At 67.9% G+C, this 18,049-nt stretch carries 13 protein-coding genes; 1 reads left to right on the top strand and 12 read right to left on the bottom strand.

Features of this window, described 5'->3' with window-relative positions; genetic code table 11:
- Positions 1 to 20: 20 nt before the first annotated feature.
- Positions 21 to 815, bottom strand: a complete 795-nt coding sequence (locus AC3WMA_RS12745; RefSeq protein ID WP_492285719.1) for an inositol monophosphatase family protein — start codon at positions 813 to 815, stop codon at positions 21 to 23.
- A 140-nt stretch (positions 816 to 955) separates the two neighbouring features.
- Between AC3WMA_RS12745 and AC3WMA_RS12740 the strand changes: the two genes are divergently transcribed.
- A complete protein-coding gene (locus tag AC3WMA_RS12740) occupies positions 956 to 1,732 on the top strand; it encodes a DeoR/GlpR family DNA-binding transcription regulator (RefSeq protein ID WP_492285718.1) in 777 nt (258 codons plus the stop codon).
- 51 nt (positions 1,733 to 1,783) lie between these two features.
- Here AC3WMA_RS12740 and AC3WMA_RS12735 read toward each other — a convergent pair whose 3' ends face one another.
- The 11 genes from AC3WMA_RS12735 to AC3WMA_RS12685 all read right to left on the bottom strand — a co-directional run bounded on the left by AC3WMA_RS12735 (position 1,784) and on the right by AC3WMA_RS12685 (position 17,950).
- Positions 1,784 to 2,785: a 4-hydroxyproline epimerase gene (locus tag AC3WMA_RS12735; RefSeq protein ID WP_492285717.1), complete on the bottom strand. Its 1,002-nt coding sequence runs from the start codon at positions 2,783 to 2,785 to the stop codon at positions 1,784 to 1,786.
- A 12-nt stretch (positions 2,786 to 2,797) separates the two neighbouring features.
- On the bottom strand, positions 2,798 to 4,039 hold the full coding sequence (locus tag AC3WMA_RS12730; protein WP_492285716.1) for an NAD(P)/FAD-dependent oxidoreductase: 1,242 nt from the start codon (positions 4,037 to 4,039) through the stop codon (positions 2,798 to 2,800).
- A gap of 124 nt (positions 4,040 to 4,163) precedes the next feature.
- A complete protein-coding gene (locus AC3WMA_RS12725; RefSeq protein WP_492285715.1) occupies positions 4,164 to 5,123 on the bottom strand; it encodes a dihydrodipicolinate synthase family protein in 960 nt (319 codons plus the stop codon).
- 116 nt (positions 5,124 to 5,239) lie between these two features.
- Positions 5,240 to 5,950, bottom strand: coding sequence for a GntR family transcriptional regulator (locus AC3WMA_RS12720; protein ID WP_492285714.1), 711 nt, complete (start codon positions 5,948 to 5,950; stop codon positions 5,240 to 5,242).
- Positions 5,951 to 6,067: 117 nt separating this feature from the next.
- Positions 6,068 to 8,215 carry a tetratricopeptide repeat protein gene (locus tag AC3WMA_RS12715; protein ID WP_492285713.1) on the bottom strand — a complete coding sequence of 716 codons (2,148 nt, stop codon included), beginning with the start codon at positions 8,213 to 8,215 and terminating at the stop codon, positions 6,068 to 6,070.
- The gene (locus tag AC3WMA_RS12710) at positions 8,206 to 9,225 is read right to left on the bottom strand and encodes a family 8 glycosyl hydrolase (RefSeq protein ID WP_492285712.1); all 1,020 of its coding nucleotides are present in this window, start codon (positions 9,223 to 9,225) and stop codon (positions 8,206 to 8,208) included. The genes AC3WMA_RS12715 and AC3WMA_RS12710 overlap by 10 nt, the downstream gene beginning before the upstream one ends.
- Positions 9,222 to 11,675, bottom strand: a complete 2,454-nt coding sequence (locus AC3WMA_RS12705) for a cellulose biosynthesis cyclic di-GMP-binding regulatory protein BcsB (protein ID WP_492285711.1) — start codon at positions 11,673 to 11,675, stop codon at positions 9,222 to 9,224. The genes AC3WMA_RS12710 and AC3WMA_RS12705 overlap by 4 nt, the downstream gene beginning before the upstream one ends.
- Positions 11,672 to 13,855, bottom strand: a complete 2,184-nt coding sequence (gene bcsA, locus AC3WMA_RS12700; protein WP_492285710.1) for a UDP-forming cellulose synthase catalytic subunit — start codon at positions 13,853 to 13,855, stop codon at positions 11,672 to 11,674. Before bcsA ends, AC3WMA_RS12705 begins: the two co-directional genes overlap by 4 nt.
- 25 nt (positions 13,856 to 13,880) lie before the next feature.
- Complete coding sequence (bcsN, locus tag AC3WMA_RS12695) at positions 13,881 to 14,615, bottom strand: cellulose biosynthesis protein BcsN (RefSeq protein WP_492285709.1); 735 nt, start codon at positions 14,613 to 14,615, stop codon at positions 13,881 to 13,883.
- 658 nt (positions 14,616 to 15,273) lie between these two features.
- Positions 15,274 to 16,449 (bottom strand): OmpA family protein, encoded by a 1,176-nt coding sequence (locus tag AC3WMA_RS12690; RefSeq protein ID WP_492285708.1) that lies wholly within the window; start codon positions 16,447 to 16,449, stop codon positions 15,274 to 15,276.
- 49 nt (positions 16,450 to 16,498) lie between these two features.
- Positions 16,499 to 17,950 (bottom strand): caspase family protein, encoded by a 1,452-nt coding sequence (locus AC3WMA_RS12685; protein WP_492285707.1) that lies wholly within the window; start codon positions 17,948 to 17,950, stop codon positions 16,499 to 16,501.
- Between the last annotated feature and the right edge of the window lie 99 nt (positions 17,951 to 18,049).

Genomic DNA, 18,049 nt, shown 5'->3' with positions numbered 1-18,049 from the left:
GCGAATGTTCTGTAGTCGGCTTAGCGCTTCATCGCGGTCTCGACGAGTCCCAGCATCTCGCGATGGCGGGCCGGATCGCCGGCCGCCATGATGCGCTTGCCCGTCTGGTGGTCGATCGGCCGTCCGTCCCAATCGGTGATGACGCCGCCGGCGCCTTCGATGATCGGGCGGAAGGGTGCGAAATCCCAGAGTTTCAGGCGCGTGTCGAAGGCGGCATCGGTCCGCCCGCTCGCGAGCAGGCCGAAGCTCATGCAGGCGCCGCCCCAGATGCGCCAGGCGGTCGCCGCGCGCATGGCGTCGAGGGCCGGGGTCTCTTCCGCGTCGAAGAAGTCGGGATTGCTGGCGGACAGGATGGCCTCGCCGAGCGCGCCGCAGGCGCGGGTGCGGCAGGGGCGGCCGTTATGCGTGGTGGGGCTGCCCTTGACGCCGATCCAGCGGTCGCCGGTGATCGGATGGTCGATGATCCCCAGGATCGGTTCACCCTCCCGCATCAGCGCGATCAGCGAGCCGTAGACCGGCAGGCCGGCGATGAAGGCGGCGGTGCCGTCGATCGGATCGAGCACCCAGACCAGGTCGGCATCGCGATCGGAGGGATCCTCCTCCTCGCCGATGATGCCGTGGCTCGGAAAGCGGTCGGCCAGCATCTCGCGCATGCGCCGTTCGATGCGGGCGTCGAGTGCGGTGACGAAGCTGCGATCGGGCTTGACCTCGACATCGGGGCGCACGGTCGCTGCCTCGCGCAGGATCGCGCCGCTCTCCGTCGCTAGTTGGAGGGCGAAAGCCAGCCACTCGTCCTGATTGTTCCCGGCGCGCATTCGTGATCCCCGATCGCTCTGGAGATGGCTTAGCATTTGTGGATATCTGTGGCAATGTGTATTTATGTGTAATTCATGAGGGCTCTGGTTGTGTGCCGCCCCGAGCGGTGCCATGAGCGTTGCGGAGGAGGCGATTGCACATGTGGCAAGGCGATCGAAAGCAGCGCATCGGCACGCTTCTCGAGACGTTCGGTAGCGTTTCGGTCGAGCGGCTCGCGCAGGAGTTCGATGTCTCGAACGAGTCGATCCGCCGCGATCTCGTCGCCATGGAGCGGGACGGCCGGTTGCGGCGCATCCACGGTGGTGCGGTCAGCCTTCCCGCAGAGCAGGATGCGTCCTACGGCGCCCGTTCCACTGTCCGGCTGCAGGAAAAGCGCGCTATCGCGCTGGCTGCGCTGGCCCTGATCAAAAGCGGCCAGACGTTGTTTCTCGACGGGGGGACCACAACGGCGGCGCTGGCGGAGGAGCTGAAGAGCGTTCCCGAGCTCAACATCCTCACGAACTCGCTGCAGGTTGCGACCAGCATGGCCTCGACCCAGCAGAGGATGGGCAGCCGCGTCTTCCTGCTCGGTGGCGCCATCGTGCATGAGCCGCCGGAGACCGGCGGCGCGTCCACGATCAACGACATCTACCGCTTCAAGGCCGATGTGGCGCTGCTGTCGCCCTTTGGCGTCGATGTGGATGGCGCAGCGACCAATTTCTTCGAGCACACCGCCGAGATCGCCCGGGCCATGGTCGCCAATTCGGCCAGCGTCGTCCTGATTGCCGACCATTCCAAGATCGGCGTCACGAGCCGCGTTCGCTTCTGCGAGCTCGACCGGGTTTCCGCCATCGTGACCGACAGGAAGGCGAGGCGGTTGCCGGCTCTGACCGCGCTGTCCAACGTCGTCGGGCGCGTTATCGTCGCCGATGCCTAAGGCATCGAACAGAAAAGCACTCTGTGAAGTGAAGCGAGCTGCGGAGCCCCCTTACGTCACGACGAAGCCGTGGGCGAAGGGGTCGCGATCGTCGATGAAGATCGTGTTGTAGCCGGTCATCCGGGCCCAGCCGGCGATGGAAGGGATGATCGCGGGCCGGTTGGCGACGGTCACGGCAGCCTCGACGCGGCCCTTGAACAGCGAGCCGATGATCGATTCATGCACGAACTCGTCGCCCACCGCGAGCTTCCCCTTGGCAGCGAGCTGGGCCATGCGGGCCGAGGTGCCGGTGCCGCAGGGCGAGCGGTCGATCGCCTTGTCGCCATAGAACACGGCGTTGCGGGCATGGGCCTCGGGCTTCGTCGCCTTGCCGGTCCACTGGATGTGGCTGAGCCCCTTGATCTCAGGGTGCTCGGGATGGACGAACTCGTATTTCTTGTTCAGCGCGGCGCGCAGCTTCGGCGACCAGCCGATCAGCTCGCCGGCGGTATGGTCGGCCATGTCCCGGAAGTTCTTCTGCGGCTCGACGATGGCATAGAAATTGCCGCCATAGGCGACATCGACCACGATCTCGCCGAGGCCCTCGACCTCGGCCGTCAGGCCCTCGGCATAGAGGAAGCCCGGTACATTGGTCAGGCGAACCTCCTCGACGAAGCGACCTTCCTGGCGGTAGCTGATATCGACCTTGCCGGCGGGGGCGTCGATCGAGAGCCTGCCCGGTTCGCGCGGGGTGATCAGCCCATTCTCGATGCCCATGGTGATGGTGCCGATGGTGCCGTGGCCGCACATCGGCAGGCAGCCGGAGGTCTCGATGAACAGCACGGCGACATCGCAATCGGGGCGGGTCGGCGGGTAGAGGATCGAGCCCGACATCATGTCGTGGCCGCGCGGCTCGAACATCAGGCCGGTGCGGATCCAGTCGAACTCGCGCAGGAAATGCGCGCGCTTCTCCAGCATGGTGTTGCCTTCGAGCCGCGGGCCGCCGCCGGAGACGAGGCGCACCGGATTGCCGCAAGTGTGACCGTCGATGCAGGAGAAGGTGTGGCTGGCCATGGCCTTCGTCTCTCAGAAGCGCTGCGGTGAGAAGGAAGCGATATCGATAACTGGGGGCCGATCGGTCAAGAGATCGGCGACGAGCCGGGCGGTGCCGGCCGATTGCGTCAGGCCGAGATGGCCATGACCGAAGGCGTAGACCACGCGCGGCGTGGCGCGAGCGCGGCCGATCGCCGGCAGGCTGTCCGGCAGCGAGGGGCGGAAGCCCATCCATTGCACGCCGTCATCGGGCCTGAGGCCGGGCAGGAAGGCGCGGGCCTTGGCCAGCATCGCCTCCGAGCGGCGAAAATTCGGGGGCAGGTCGAGCCCGCCGAGCTCGACGGCGCCGCCGACGCGGATACCGATCGAGAGCCGGCTGACGACGAAGCCGTGGCCGCCGAAGGTGACCTGCGTGCGCAGGTCGAAGGCATCGGGCGGCAGCGTGGTGTTGTAGCCGCGCTCGGTCTCGAGCGGGATGCGCTCGCCGAGGCTGTGGGCGATGCGATGGGAGAAGGCACCGGCCGCAAGGACGACCTGCGCGGCCTGGCGCGAGCGGCCGCCGCGGATATGGACCGCTATGCCGTCGCCGAGCGGCTGCAGGCTTTCGACCTCAAGCCGCTCGATGATGCCGCCGCGGGCGCGGAAATGCTCGGCCAACGCCAGCGTATAGCCCTGCGGGTCGGCGATCGAATACCAGCCGGGGGTGAAGGTGCCGTGGGTGAAGCGCGGGGCGAGGCCGGGCTGGATCGCGGCCATGCCGTCGGCGTCGAGATGCCGGAAGGCGATGCCGTGCTCCTCGCGGGCCTGCCAGCCGGGCAGGGAAGCCTCCAGCTCGGCCTTGCCCTCGTAGACCTGGAGATTGCCGTCCTTGCGCAACATCTTGAAGGTGCCGGTTTCCTGCAGGAAGGGTTCGAGCTCCGCCTTGGACAGGTCCATCAGGGCGGTCTGCGCCGTCGTGGAATGCGCGACGCGGGCCGGAGAGCAGGCGCGCCAGAAGCGGAACATCCAGGGTGCGATCCGGAGCGCATAGGCCGGCGGCACCGAAAGCGGCCCGAGCGGGTCGAGGAGCCATTTCGGCGCCTTGCGCAGGATGCCGGGCGAGGCCAGCGGCAGGATGTCGGTGAAGGCGAAGGCACCGGCATTGCCGGCGGAGGCGCCCGCGGCCGGCCCGGTCTTGTCCAGTACGGTGACCGCAAGGCCGCGCCCCTGCGCCGCGATCGCGGCGGAGAGGCCGACCACGCCGGCGCCTATGACGATGACATCGGGCTTGGCCATCTGCGGATGCGTTTCACGAATGCGGGCTGAAATGTCGTCCGCGGCCGGCGAGCCGCCCGGACACGCCCGGCATGGAGCTTTTCGACGCGCGGCGGAAGGTCTTCCGCCGCGCAGGGTTGCAGGATCAGGCCGCGTATTTCCGCACGGCGTCCTGCTTCGACCAATCGGCATACCAGGCGTCGAACAGCTTGAGCTGGGCTTCGCAATAGCCGCGCTGGCTGTCGCTCAGCGCATCGGTCTCGTTGAAGTGCAGCGTGTATTCCGCGTCGCCCTTCATCACCATCATGTGCTTGAAGAACAGGACGAGGTCCGGGCCCGCATCGAAGGAGGAGAGGATGCCGAGCGCCTGCTCCAGCTCCAGGGCGCGGCGGCGCGCCTCGGCGTCGCCGGCAGCGGCGGCGACCGAGAGCTTGCAGAGATGGAGCACTTCCTTCGGCAGGACATTGCCGATGCCGGTGATCGCGCCGGTCGCGCCGCAATTGACGTAGCCATGGACGACGGTGGTGTCGATGCCGATCATCAGCGAGACGTCGTCGTCGCGGCTGGTGATGTTCTCGGCCGCATAGCGCATGTCGTCGGCACCGCCGAATTCCTTGAAGCCGACGAGGTTCGGATGGTCGGCGCGGAGCGCGAAGAACAGGTCGGCGCGGGTGGCGAAGCCGTAATAGGGGCTGTTGTAGATCACGGCCGGCAGGCCCGGCGCAGCGGTCAGGATCGCCTTGAAATGAGCCTTCTGGGCGGTGATTACCGAGCCGCGCGAGAGGACGCGCGGGATCACCATCAGGCCCTGGGCGCCGACCTTCTGGGCGTGGGCGGCATGGGCGACGGCGGAAGCGGTGTTGACCGCACCGGTGCCGACGATGACCGGGATGCCGGCCTTCACCAGGCGCTCGACGCCTTCCATCCGCTGGGCATCGGTCAGGAGCGGCCAGTCACCCATCGAGCCGCAATACACGACGGCGGACATGCCGGCGGCGATCAGCTCCTTGCCCTTGCGCACCAGCGCGTCGAAATCGGGCGTACGGTCCGCCTTGCACGGGGTCATCAGCGCGGGGATCACGCCGGAGAAAATCTGGGCCTTCATCTCGGTCTCCTTTTGGCTGTCGTTCCTGCGGAGACCCCGTCGCGACGCGACGCGCTCCTCCCGAGCGCTTTATAGCGCTTTGCATATTCTTTGTCGACAAGAATTACGCAAAAAGCTCAGAGCGTAACGTCGAGTCTGTCCTCTCCGATCATAAGCTTTTGAATCTGCTGAACGATCTGTTCGGCGTGAGCCTTGCCCAGGCGATCGGCCAACGCCATGTCGCGCGCCACGATCGCGGCGATCATGGCCTCATGCTCGTCGACGAATTGCTGGGGCAGCCGGTCGTCATAGGACTGGTAGTAGAGCCGCAGAAAGCGGCGGCCCTCGTCGAGAAGGCGGCTGAACAGGCTGTTGAAATAGGGGTTGCGGCCGGCGTCGGCGATGGCGGCATGGAAGGCGGCGTTGGTGGCGATCATCGCCAGGGCATCCTGCGCCTTCACTGCGGCGGCGAATTCCGCCTGCCGGGCCTGGATCGCCTCCAGGTCGGCCGGACGACGGTTCTGCGCGGCAAGCTGGGTCGTCACGCGGTACATCAGCGTCAGCGCGTCGAAGAAGGGCGACATGTTGAGGAAGTCGAGATTCGCCACCATGGTCGAGCGGTTCGGCAGCGTGTCGATCAGCCCTTCGCCGGCCAAACGCACCAGCGCCTCGCGGATCGGCGTGCGCGACATGCTGAAGCGCTCGGCAAGCTGCACCTCGTCGATCGGGCTGCCGGGCGGCAGGACGAGATCGAGGATTTCATTGCGCAGCAGGTCATAGACGAATTTCACGCCCGAGCCGCGCTTGCGCTCCGGGGCGGGCGCGGCCTTGGTCTTGTTGGCTTTCATGGGGAATCCTCTTGTCGACAAGAGGAATACTGTTGACGCGGCCGCGGATCAATCTGGTGCCGGCGTTTCGCCCCGTCGCAACGGCCGTCATCACCCGGAAAGTGGCCGATTCCCGCCTCAGTACCGGTTGAGGCGGGTGGCGTCGCGGATCGCCGTGATGCCCGACAGGGCCTCGGACGACCTGTTCACCTTGTACAGGGTCTCGAAGATGCGTCCGGCATCGTCGTAGCGCCCGAGATTGTAATAGGCCCAGCCACGCATCAGCATCAGGTCGGTCGTCTCGGGCGCGTGCCGGCGCCGTTCCGACAGGGTGAGCAGCGCGCCGTTGAAATCCTTCGCGTCGTACTGGGCATAGAACCGTTCCGACAGGAGCAAGGTGGCAAGTTCCCGGCGACGTGCGGGCGGCAGGTTGGTGGCGCCGGCCGCGGCCACAGCTTCGCTGGTCAGGCCTTGCTGGATCTTCGCATAGGTCAGGCCGGTGGCGGCATCGGCCGCAACCTCGGCATTGCCGCTGCGCCGCGCCGCCTCGAAGGCCTGAGCCGCGGCGACCGGACGCTTGAGATTGAGCAGGCACCAGCCGCGCTGCAAGGCGGCAGCGCCGGAGCTGCCGTTGCCGCAATTGCCGCTAACGGTGCGGGGCGCCGCCGTGCGCCCGGCGGTTGCCACCTCCTCGCGCTCGACCGGGCTTTCGCGGCGGGTGCGTGCCCTGGGAACTGGACGCTGTCCGATCGGCTCGGCGACCGTGTCCGGACGCGGGACTTCACGGATTTCCACGGGACGCTCGGCGGTCGCTGCCGGGCGCGCACGGCGGGGATTGAGCACCTCCGCGATCCGCTGCGAGCGGCTGCCCCATTCGGCGACGAGCGCGCGAAGTCCTGCCTGATCACGCTGCCGTTCGCGGACCAGCGCCAGGCCGTAGGCCGCAGGCTCATAGTTGCGATCCCAGGAGAGCGCGGTCTCGAACCAGGTTCCGGCTGGGGCGGTCTGCCCGGCATTATAGGCATACCAGCCGAGCGCGCCGGCGCCGGGCGCGTATTTGTCCTGCCCGACCGTCCGGGCGATGCGCTCGACCACCGTGCGGTCGAGACGCGGCGGCGGCTCCTGGGTCAGCAATGCGGTGATGACGTCGAGATAGGCTTTGCGGTTGGCTGCGCCGGCCTCCAGCCATTGGGCGCCGAGCGTCTCGGCTTCCTGATATTTCTTGGTCGCGCCCAGCGCGAGAACGGCCCCCTCGGCCGCCTTGGCGCCGCCATTGCGCGTCAACGCCGTTTGGAACCAGGTCGCGGCCTTGCCCGGCTCGTCGTGATGCAGGGTGTAGAAGCCGAGCAGGATGGCGTCGTCGGGCGTGGTCGCGGCGTTGGCGAGGACCTCGATACGCTGGATCTCGGCGACCGTCGCCTTCTGGGTCGGGTCATCGGCGGCCTTGCCGATATGGCGCCGGGCGATCTCGTCGCGGATGCTCGCGAACTCGTTCTGCCGCTCCTGGGCAAGAAGCGCATCGACCAGAGTCTCGGGCAGGATGGCGAGCGCCTTCTGCATCGTGCCAGCGCGCTCCGCCGGGTTGGTGCAGTTGGTCAGGACGTAAGCATAGGCGTCGCGGGCCCGCTCGGGCTTGCCGGTCTGGACGAAGGCCTCGGCGACGCGCCAGAGCGCATCGACGCTGGCGCAGGTCAGCAGGGCCGGCGTCTCGGTGCCCAGGCGGATGACTTGCTCCCATTGCCGGGCGTTCGATGCGTTGACGAGGCGCTGGCGCGCCTCGGCCGCGTCGAGCTGGGCGATGAGATCGGCGGGCGCGCGCCAGTTCGGATCGGCACTGCCACGCTGGGCGATGGCAGCGCGGACCTCACCGTGCTTGCCCTCGGCGAAGAGCCGCCACATCCGTTCGAGCTCGGGATCGCCGGCCTGCCCCTGGGAGGCGGGATCGGTCGATGGCTTCCATTCCGGATAGAGTGCCCTGAGCCGCGCGAGCTCGGCCTCGTAGCGGCGGGTATCGCCCTGCGCCGCAAAATAGCGCAAGGCGGTCTCATCGACCTTGGGCGCGGGCGATGGGGGCGCTGCCGGGCGGTCCTGCGCCGCGGCTTGCGCGATTTCGTTCGCTGCCGGAGCGGGCGGGCTCTGCGGCGATTGCTGCGGAGCCTGTGCCAGCGCGGGCTGGATCATCGACTGGGCCGGATCGCGCGAGGCGGTGTCGTGGCCGTAGCGGCCGAGCGCGTAGAAGGCGAGGCCCGAGACGGTGACGGCGATGAGGACGGGTTTCACAGGCATTGCGGATACCTCTCGCTGAGCATCGAGAGGGCGAGAAGATGCAGCGTCGAAGGGTAATAGGCGGTGGGCTGGAATGTCCTGAGCTCGGCCGGCACCGGCGTGCCATCGAGCGCGCAGGCCATCGCGGCGGAGAGGATGCGATAGCCCGCATCCGGCAGCGGCTCGACCGGCTTGCCGCTGACCACATCGACGACGGCCGTGCCATCGGCCCAGGCCTGGCGGAACGGCGCAAGGCGCGCCTTGTCGCCAAGTCCCGCGCGCAACAGGTAAAGCGGAATACGAATGGCGTTGTAGCCGAACTGGGCCGGGAACCCTTCGGCCGGCTTGGGAGCGGCCTTGATCGAGAGCCATTCGGGCGCCGGCATCTTCCGCTTGGCGAGGTCGTCGAGCAGCTTCAACCCGCTGGCCTGCACCTGCATCCAGCGCTGGTCGCCGGTCAGCTTGGCCAGCACCGGAAAGGCTTCGAACACCCAGTAGGACGGATTGATCACCGGCCCGTCGGCCCGGTCCTTCTCCGAGAACCCCACTGCGCCGGGCATCAGCCAGGTCTGCCCGGCATGTTGCCTGAGCGCGACCTTGGCCAGCGCGTTGGCGATCTGGCGGGCGGCTGCGGTATGAGCCGGCATGTTCCAGCGCGCACCGGCGCAGGCCAGGGCCTGCGCGATCAGGAGATCGCCGTCGCTGGCATTGTTGATGTCGGTGACATGGGGGCTCGCCTTCGGGTCCCAGCGCCAGGCCGCGAGGCCGTCGTCGCGGATCAGAAGCTCCGTGCGGGTGAAGGCAAAGATCTTGGCAAAGGTCGCGCGGTCGTCGGCGAGGCAGGCCAGCAGCAGGCCGTAGCCCTGGCTCTCGCTATGGCTGATGCCGCCGTTCACATCGTCGACGACGCGGCCCTCGGGCGTCACGAATTTCTGCCGGTAGAGCGTCCAGGCATCGGCGGGGATGGCCGCGTATGCGCCCGGCACGAGGCCGAGGAAGACGGCTGCCATGGCTGCGAGAATCCATCTCATGATCGCCGTCCCAACCGCCCGAGCATCAGGGAGGTTCCGATGCCCAGCCCGATGCAGGCAAGCAGCAGCGCCAGCGCGTAGATGCCGATATTGCTGGACATCCAGTTGGCGAAGACCAGCCGCATATTGGTGAGGCTGAACGGCCGGGTCATGACGAAGGAGGTCTTGTCGGCCGAGATGACATGGGCGTCCTGGGCGCCGCGGAAGGCGGTGATCCGCCCGGCCATGCCGGCCCAGTTGCCGGGTGAGACGACGCGGCTGACGGCACTCTGCAGGGTCTCGTCGCGACGCGCGATGAAGGCGGTCCAGACTTGCCGCGTTTCCGGGTCGGCGGCCTGGGCCGCGATGAGTTCGGTGCCCTCCGCTGGCTCGTAGAGCGTGGGTGCGCGCGACGGCGCGCGCAACTGCGCGAAGGAGAGGTCGAAGGTGCTCTGGAGCCACTGGTCGAAGCCGACGAAATAACGGGCCAGCGGGCCGCCGAGCGAGCCGCGCCAGCGGTCGCGGACGGCTTCGGTGGTCGGTGCCGCGCCGCCGGAGGCCTCGGGCGTCGCCTCGCGGCCCTGGAGGCGGTTGATGACCGCGTCGAAGACGGCCGCGCCTTCGGCATCCGGCGTCACCACCACGGCATCGGCACGCTGCGGCCAGGTGGCGCGGACATTGTCGGCGATGCCGACGCGCGGCAGCAGTCCCGCGGGCATCTGGCCGGCGGTGCCGACGATCAGGGCCGGCCTGTCCCCGACCAGCGCGGGGTTGCTCACGACATCGACGGCGAGCGGCCGGCTGGCGTTGCGCGCGATGCGCGCGAGCAGCGTCGCCGCGGCGCTGAGATTGGCGGTGTCCTGCCGGCCCATGATCAGGGCGACGCGCGACGCGACCGAATAAGGGAAGCCGGTGCCGGCGATCGCCGCGAGGTTGGGGCTGACGCCGATCTTGGCGAAGTCGGGCATGGAGAGGACGGAGGTGTCGAACAGGGCGAAGCGGCTCTTGCCCGGCAGCGTCGCGCCGGGGCCGCAGGCGAGGTCCGACTTCGTCAGCGTCACCGCCTCGAACCAGATTTCGTTGATGCCAGGCTGGAAATGCCGCAGCGGGATGGTGATCGGGAATTGCTGGAAGAGCCCGCCCGTCGCCGCATTGAGCGGCACGGTCGCCGCGACATTGCCGTTGACGAAGATCTCGATATGGCTGTCGCCGGGCAGGACCTCCTGCGAATAGGCGCCGTCGAGATAGAGCGTCGCCTCGCCATAAGCGTTGGCATAGAAATCGCCGGGCATCGCGACGACCGCGCGCAGGCGCATGCGCCGGCCGGTTGATTCCTGCGTGGGGATGCCGAGCTCGGAGAAGCGGATCGCCTGGCGGTCGGAAATAAAGGGCGCGTCCGGCAGGTGCCAGCTCGCGGTGTCCATGGTCTTGCGGTTGATGTTGGCGGGCCGGGATACCGGCGCGGTCAGGAGCTTCGCGATCAGAGCTTCGAGATCGGGCCAGCCCTCGCCGGTGACGAGCAGGAGATCGGCGCTTTTCTGCGCGGGCACGAAGCCGAGGAAGCTGCGGCCGTTCGCTTCGGCGGGGAGCGTGCCGAGCAGCGTGCGCATCTCCTCGTTCGTGCCGAGCGCGACGGTGAGCGTGCCCGGCCGGATGCGCGCGGGCATTTGCTCGGCCACCGTCACCGCGACCTGCCCGTAGCGGCCGCGCAGCGCGAGCGCCTGGGCGGTGGCGAGGATGCTGCCGGCGGCAACCCCGCGCGAGGCGCCGGGCGCGACGATGACGATGTTCGTCTGCCCGCCTTCATCGGCGCCGATGGCGGCGAGGTCGTCGATGCCGCGCAAGGCGGATGGCCGGGCGCTCGCATTCCTGAAGCTCAGGCGCGTGCCGGCACCGTCGATGCGGGTCCAGAGCTCATAGGTCGAGCCGACCGTGCAATCGGTGCGATGGCGCTGGACGGCCTCGAAGCCGATCGTGTTCTGGCCTGCCCGGAGCAGGCCCTTGCGCAGGGCGACGGAGGTCCGCTTCAGCCGGTCGGACGAGGCGATCGGCATTTCGCTGACGCGCTCGCCGTTGATCCGGACCGTGAGGCGCGAGGCTTCCGGCATGACCACGAGCGCGTTCTGGAAGGCGATATCGAGGTTCAGCTCGGCGGCGGCCTCGTCCTGCGTCAGGTAGAACGCCCAGTTGCGCATGTCGCTCTCGCCTTCGAGCGTGACACGCGCCGCCGGCAGGAGCGGCTTGAACAGGAGGGCCGGGGGCGGTGCTGCCGGGCTCTCCGTCGGCGCTGCGGCAGGCGCGGAGCTCGCAGGCGGAGGAGGGCTCGCCGGAGCCTGCGCGGGCGGCGCGATCATGAACGGCGCCGGCCCCGGCTGGGCGGGCGGGGCTTCCTGCGCCGGGAGCGGCGCGGCGGTCAGCAAGGCCGAGGCGGCGATTGCGGCCAGCTGCGTGGAAAATCGGAAGCGCGTCATTCCGCAGCCCCCGGACGGGTGGTCGAACGGGACAGGCGGTACAGGCCGAAGAAATAGGAAAGGCCGCGACTTGCCTGAAAGATGGCGAGGCGCATGAAGCGCAGCGTCCCCAGGATCACGCCGGGGTTGTGGCGCCGGGCCTTCTGGAAGCGGCTCCAGTTCTCGGCGTCCGAGAAGGCGAGGTCCGCGATGACGCGGCTATGCAAGGGCTCGGTCGGCTCATAGCTGCAGCCGAGCAGCAAGCCTTTGTCGTCCAGCTCGCGCCGCCGGACACGGACGGGCAGCGCGCCCGCGGGCATGTCGATCGTGGTCTCGAATGCAATCTCACCGGCGGTGTCGATCGGCAGCTTGTCGAACTCCTTCGACATCACCCGGACGGCGATGCCGTCGACGGAGACGTTTTCGGTGACGATCCGGGCCTTGCGTCCGTCGATGCTGATCTCGCCGCGGCGCTTCACCGCAAAGCGCCGTGCGCCGCGCCCTTCCGGGCGCTCGGAAACGACGCCGAGCGCGCAGCCCGCCATCAGCAGGTTGAGGATGTTCCACATGCCGACGACGAAGGTGATATCGGCGTTGTAGGGCTCCGTGATGATGCGCCAGTAAGTCGCGACGAGGCCGAGCGTGAGCACGGCGAAGATGATGAAGAACGGCCGGCCGAGTTCGGAGACGCGCCTTGTCTCCAGCGACTCGTTCTTGGCGGTGACCTTGAAGGTCGGCTTGCTCGGGTTGAGCAAGACCGAGATCACCGCCGGCAGCAGGTAGACCGACTGGATGAACTCGTAGAGCTCCGAGATCCAGGGCCAGCGATAGCGGCCATAGAGGTAGTTCTGCATCATCAGGTTCACCACCATGTAGCTCAGCACATAGGCGATGAACTCGGGCCCGGAGGCGACGAAGATCTCCAGGCCGAAGAACAGGTAGAACAGCGGCGCGACGAGGAAGGTCAGCCGGGCGAAGGGGAAGAGCCAGAACAGCGCCGAGGACGAGTAGCAGAGCCGCTGCGGCAGCGAGAGGCCGCGCTTGAACATCGGGCGGTGGAACATGAGGATCTGCATCATGCCCTGCGCCCAGCGCGAGCGCTGGCCGATGAAGCTGGTGAAGGTCGCCGGCTGGAGCCCCGCGATCAGCGGCTTGTCGACATAGACGCTGTGCCAGCCGGTGGCGTGCAGCGTGATCGCGGTTTCCGCGTCCTCGGTGATGCTGCGCCCGGAGAAGCCGTTCGTGGTCTCGAGCGCGGCCCGCCTGAGCACCGCGGCCGAGCCGCAGAAGAAGGAGGCATCCCATTTGTCGAGGCCGCGCTGGATGATGCCATAGAACATCTCGTTCTCGGAGGGCATCGAGCGGAAGGTCTGGAGATTACGCTCCAGCGGGTCCGGGTTGATGAAGAAATGCGGGGTCTGGACCAGGAAGAGCTTCGGGTCCTGGCCGAAATAGCCGATCGTTTCGGTCAGGAAGCTGCGTGCCGGAGCATGATCGGCGTCGAAGACGACGATCAGATCGCCCTTGGAATGCGCGATGCCGTTGTTGAGATTGCCGGCCTTGGCGCTGATATTGCGCTCGCGGGTGAGGTAGTTGACCCCAAGCCCCTCGCAGAGCTTCTGCAGCGTCGCGCGGCGCTCGCGGGCGGCGCTGGCCGCGGCGAAATCGTCGGCATTGCACTTCTCGTCGGTGGCGCCGTCGTCGAGCAGGTAGATTTGCAGGCGGTCCGGCGGGTAGTCCATCGCCAGCGCCGCCGAGAGCGTCGTCGCCAGCAGCTCCGGCTCCTCGTTGTAGGAGGGCACGAAGACGTCGACCGTTGGCGCATTCGTCAGGTCGATCGGCGGCGTCTCGCGATTGCGCAGTGGCATCGCCACCACGAAGAGGCTGAGGCCCAGCATTCCGATATTGTAGAGCTCGGCGAGATAGACGATCAGGCCCGGGATGAAATCCTCGAGCTGGTTGACCGGTGGCAGCGTGCTGGTCGTGCGCCAATAGACGTAGCGCAGCACAATCGCCGTTCCCAGGCCGAGCGCGATCAGCCGCCAGACGCCGTAAGGCCGCAGGAACTTGAGCACGATCATCGCGCCGACCACGATCGTGCCGGCGATCAGATGCGCCTGCAGGCTGATCGGCAGGGTCACCAGTGCGATGACGACGATCGCGGTCAGGGCCCAGAAGATGACGTAGCTCGCGGTTCGCATCGGGCGTTCGGCTATCCGGTTCGGCTCAAGGTGCGGGCGGGGGCGGGACGGTGGGGTATCCTTCGAGCGGCTTGGCGGAGATCGGGGCAGGGGCCTCGACTTCCACGGGCGTGGGCCGCAGCCTGCGTTCCGGCCGGGGCCTTGCGGTCTGCGGTCGCTGCGCGGCCTCGCCGAAGGAGGGCTGCGGCGCCTGCGGATAGATCGGAGCACCGGCCTCGCCGAGGTCCGGGGAGGGTGCCGGGGCATCGCCGACCGGATTCCAGCCGACGCGCTGCAACCGGGCATTGAGCGAATAATCATAAGCCAGGCGCAGGAGCGAGGCTTCGGTCCCGGCGGGATCGCAGACGCGCAGGCGCAGCGAGATCACGCCCGATCGTGGCCGGAACACGCTGTCTCCCCGCGCCAGCCGCTGCCAGGCATAGAGGCAGGCTTCGCCGCCGGCGCCGCGTCCGAAGGCATAGCCGAAAGGGCCGTATCTGTTCTGGACGAAGATCGCGGAAGGCGCCATGGCGACGCCGGGGAGGCGCTCTTCCATCTCCCTGGCGATGGCGAAGTCGTCGATGCCGGGTTCCCGCAGCAGATTGCCTTCGACGCCTGCTTCCTCGGGCAGATCGGCTGCGGTGAGGAAAGCGACATGAAAGGCGTTCTCGCCCGGCGTCCGGCCGCGGGTCGCCAGGGAAATGGTCTGCGAGACGCCGTTCTCATAGGTTCGCTGGGTGACGCCGATCACCGGGACGCTGCCCGGCGGAGGCAGTGCCATCGCACGGCCGACATCGACGGAAACGGCGCGCGAGGCGGAGACGAGCTGGTCGCCGGAGAAGCGCTGTTCGCCGCAACCAGCGAGTAAAAGGGCAAGGCATGAGGCCGCAAGCCCGCTTGCCACAGGTCTGGAGACGCCACGGAACGCGCTGGGAGGCATCGAAGCGATGGTGTTCCAGGTCCTCATAGGCACGCGCGCCGATGTCGGTACAGCATCGTCATGTGTTGACCATTGGTTAATACAGGTTAACGCGCGGTTACGCTCGCCAGGGGCGCTGCGCTGCAGGCTTCGCGCGTGCGGCCGCCCCCAATACAAGTGATTCGCGAGGTTATTCCAACCTTTGGTTGGCTGAGTGTTGCGGTTCCGCTGCCGAGCCGAGCCGGCCGTGCCCTCGCAAGCACACGGGCAACCGACGGAAACGCTCCGTCGGAAGGACAAAAAAGACCGGGAGCTGCGCGATCGCGGAGGCTTGAGAGGCGCATGTCAGCCCGCAGGAGGCGATTGGCGACATGCCGCCCGTTCAAAAACAGCAGGGGACAAATTTGCCGGATTTCCGGGTGGGGCTTACCCGGCCTGGTCCTGCGTCAACCCACCTTGCGCAAGGCTCCTGTCCCGATGCGTTTCGTGCGAACCGGCGCCCGCTTCGCACGAAACCGCTCTAGCAGCCGATCACCTTGAACTCGACCCGGCGGTCGAGCGCGTCGCTGGCATCGTCCTTGCCGGTGCCGACGAGGTTCTCGCGGAAGCCGCGACCGGTCGCGATCATGCGGCCGCGATTATCCGGTGCGCCGGTGAGCAGCAGGTCCATGACGAACTGAGCCCGCAAGGCCGAGAGCCGGTCGTTCACCTGTGGCAGGCCGGTCTGCGAGGTATGGCCGACGATTTCCAGGCAGGCGCCCTTCTGGCGGGCGCGGGTCGCGATCTGGCTCAGCCACATCGGATAGGGTTCGGTGATCTGGCGATCGTCGATGAATTGCGTCGTGCCGGGCTTGAACAGGAGCTTCACCATCAGCCGGTCCGAGCCGAGGCCGTAATCGATCAGGTCGCCGAAGGCGTCGACCATGTCCTCGCGCCGCGCGAGCTTGCTGGCGGCGAGATAGGTTCCGATCCTGACGCGGTGCTGCTCGCCGCCGGGCAGCTTGCGGGCCGCCCGGTAGAAGGCAAGCGCCTCGCGGAAATGCTGCGTCTCGTAGGCGAGGATCCCGTCATTGATCAGCGCATTGGCGGTGAGCCGCTCGACATAGCCGGGATCGATGGCGTCACCGAGCTTCGTGCCCTGGCAGGTCTTGATATAGGCATCGGTCGCTTGGTCCTTGGCCCAGAGCGGCGAGTCCCGATAATACTGTGTCGGCGTCGCGTCGACGCCCTCCGGCCGGGCGCGCGAGACGCCTTTCGACACGACGCTGTTGGACTTGAGATCGGCCAGCGTCAGGCAGATCCGGTAGGCGTCGCGCGGCCCGTCGGCGGCGCCCTGGTTGTTCACGGCGGTGAAGGTGCCGACCAGCACCACCGGCTTGCTGGCGAGGGCCTCGCTGTCGAAGGGCAGGATGGTGAAGCGCGGGTAGTTCGCCTTGACCATCTCCATCAGCGTCGCCTGCATCGAGCGCGTCGCGGCCGATTGCGCGCCGGAGGCCGCGTCGATCAGCGGGTCGATGACGAGGTTGACCTTCTCGCCGGTCACTGCCGCCTTGCCGAACAGGTCGTCGGCCGCCTTGCGCAAGGCGTCGGCGAAGGGAACGGGCGTCGGGGGCGCAGGCTGGGCGCCGGCCGTGGTCATGCCCGCCAGCAGGGCGAGGCCGATCGCGGCGGTCGTGAGGCGGACAAACCCCGTCATGGCTCATCTCTCCAGCTTCGGGCGGGCTTTCCGCCACGGAGGTCCTGTATCAGCGGCATTGCCGCAATTGTTCGCGCCCGCCCGGCGTCAGCTCGCCGAGCTGCGCGCGCATCAGGAGTTCGGCGCAATCGCCGGAGGACCTTCCCCGCGGTGCCGCTCCGGGAGCTGCTTCCGGGGAGCGTGGCGGCGCGCCCGGCAGAGCGATGGGTTGTGTCGAGCGGTTCGGCGCGGCGGGGGCGCCAAGCCGGGCCGCCAGCGCCTGCTCGACCGCCCGGCGTTCCTCGGCGAGGCGCTGCTTCTCCGTTTCGATCGCCGCGAGTTCGGATTCCCGGCGGGCGAGCTCATCGGCGAGGCGCGCGCGCTCAGCCTTGTCCTGGACACGTGGCGCGGGCTGAGCAGGGGCAGCCGCGACTGGCGCGGAGCCCGGAGCCGGCACGGGTGGCGGGACGCCGACGGCGTCGCCGATATCCTTGCGGGCGAGATCGTCGGCCGCCTGACGCCGCCCTTGCTCCGCTCGTTCGAGGCGCTGGAGCAGGGTGCGCTCGCGTTCGGCGAATTCGCGCACGAGCTTGTCGCGCTCGCTCGAGACCGAGGAGCGGCGCTCCAGCAGATCGAGCCGCGTGCGGGCATCGATTACGAAGAAGCTCTGCGGATAGCGCTGGATGAAGGCCTGCAGGGCGGCAGGCTCGTCGCTGGCACGGATGCGGCGCCAGATATCGGCATCCGTCTCCTCGCGGTTGAGGTAGAAATCGCCGAGCAGGGAGAGCGAGAGTTCCGGTGTCTGCCGGCCGGCGGTGTTGTCGTAGACGCTCTTCTGCACGCGGCGGAACAGCGTGGCGACCTCCAGCCCGGGCTGGTCGATCTCGCGCACCAGAGCGGCGGTGAAGGGGCTGTTGCGGCCGGCGCCATCGGCGGCGACGTCGTTGGCCTGCGTGGCATAGGCGATGACCATGCCCTGTGCACGCTGGACCGGAGCAAGGCCGGAGCCGACGGAGAAGCCGCGCGTCGCCTGCCGCTTGGCGAGCAGGCCGACGAAAGGATTGTTGCGGCAGGCGTCGAGCACCATGATCTTGACGCCCTTCGCATAGTTCAGGGCGGTGACGACATCGTTGAGCCGCGTCGTCTCGTACTGGACGCCGACTTCGTCCTCGACCTTCGCCTCGACCGGCACGAGATAGTTCTCGCCGTTGAACTGGAAGCCGTGGCCGGCGAAATAGAACATCGCGGCATCGGCATCCTGCGCCAGCCGGGCGAAGCGCGTCAGAGCCGCGTCCATGCCACGCTTGTCGAGATCGATGCCGTCGACCACCTCGAAGCCGACCTTGCGCAGGGCGACCACCATGTCGCGGGCGTCGTTGACGGTGTTCGGCAGGACGGGAGCGTTTCGGTAGCTGGAATTGCCGATGACCAGCGCGACGCGGCGCTCGGGCTGCGCCTCGGCCAGGGCAAGGCCGGACAGCAGCACGAGAAGCAGGCCGCAGAGTCGCGCGACGAGGAGCATGGATCACGTTCCTAGAGGCTGCCGACAGCCTCTGCGTCATGCTAATGCATGACCCCGGCCGCCTCCAGAACAAAGCATAGTCTTCACCGAAACGGGATG

This window comes from Allobosea sp. FW305-C-101 (assembly GCF_058783685.1).
Note: the sequence above shows the minus strand (reverse complement) of the source record. Positions and strands in the feature narration are given on the sequence as shown.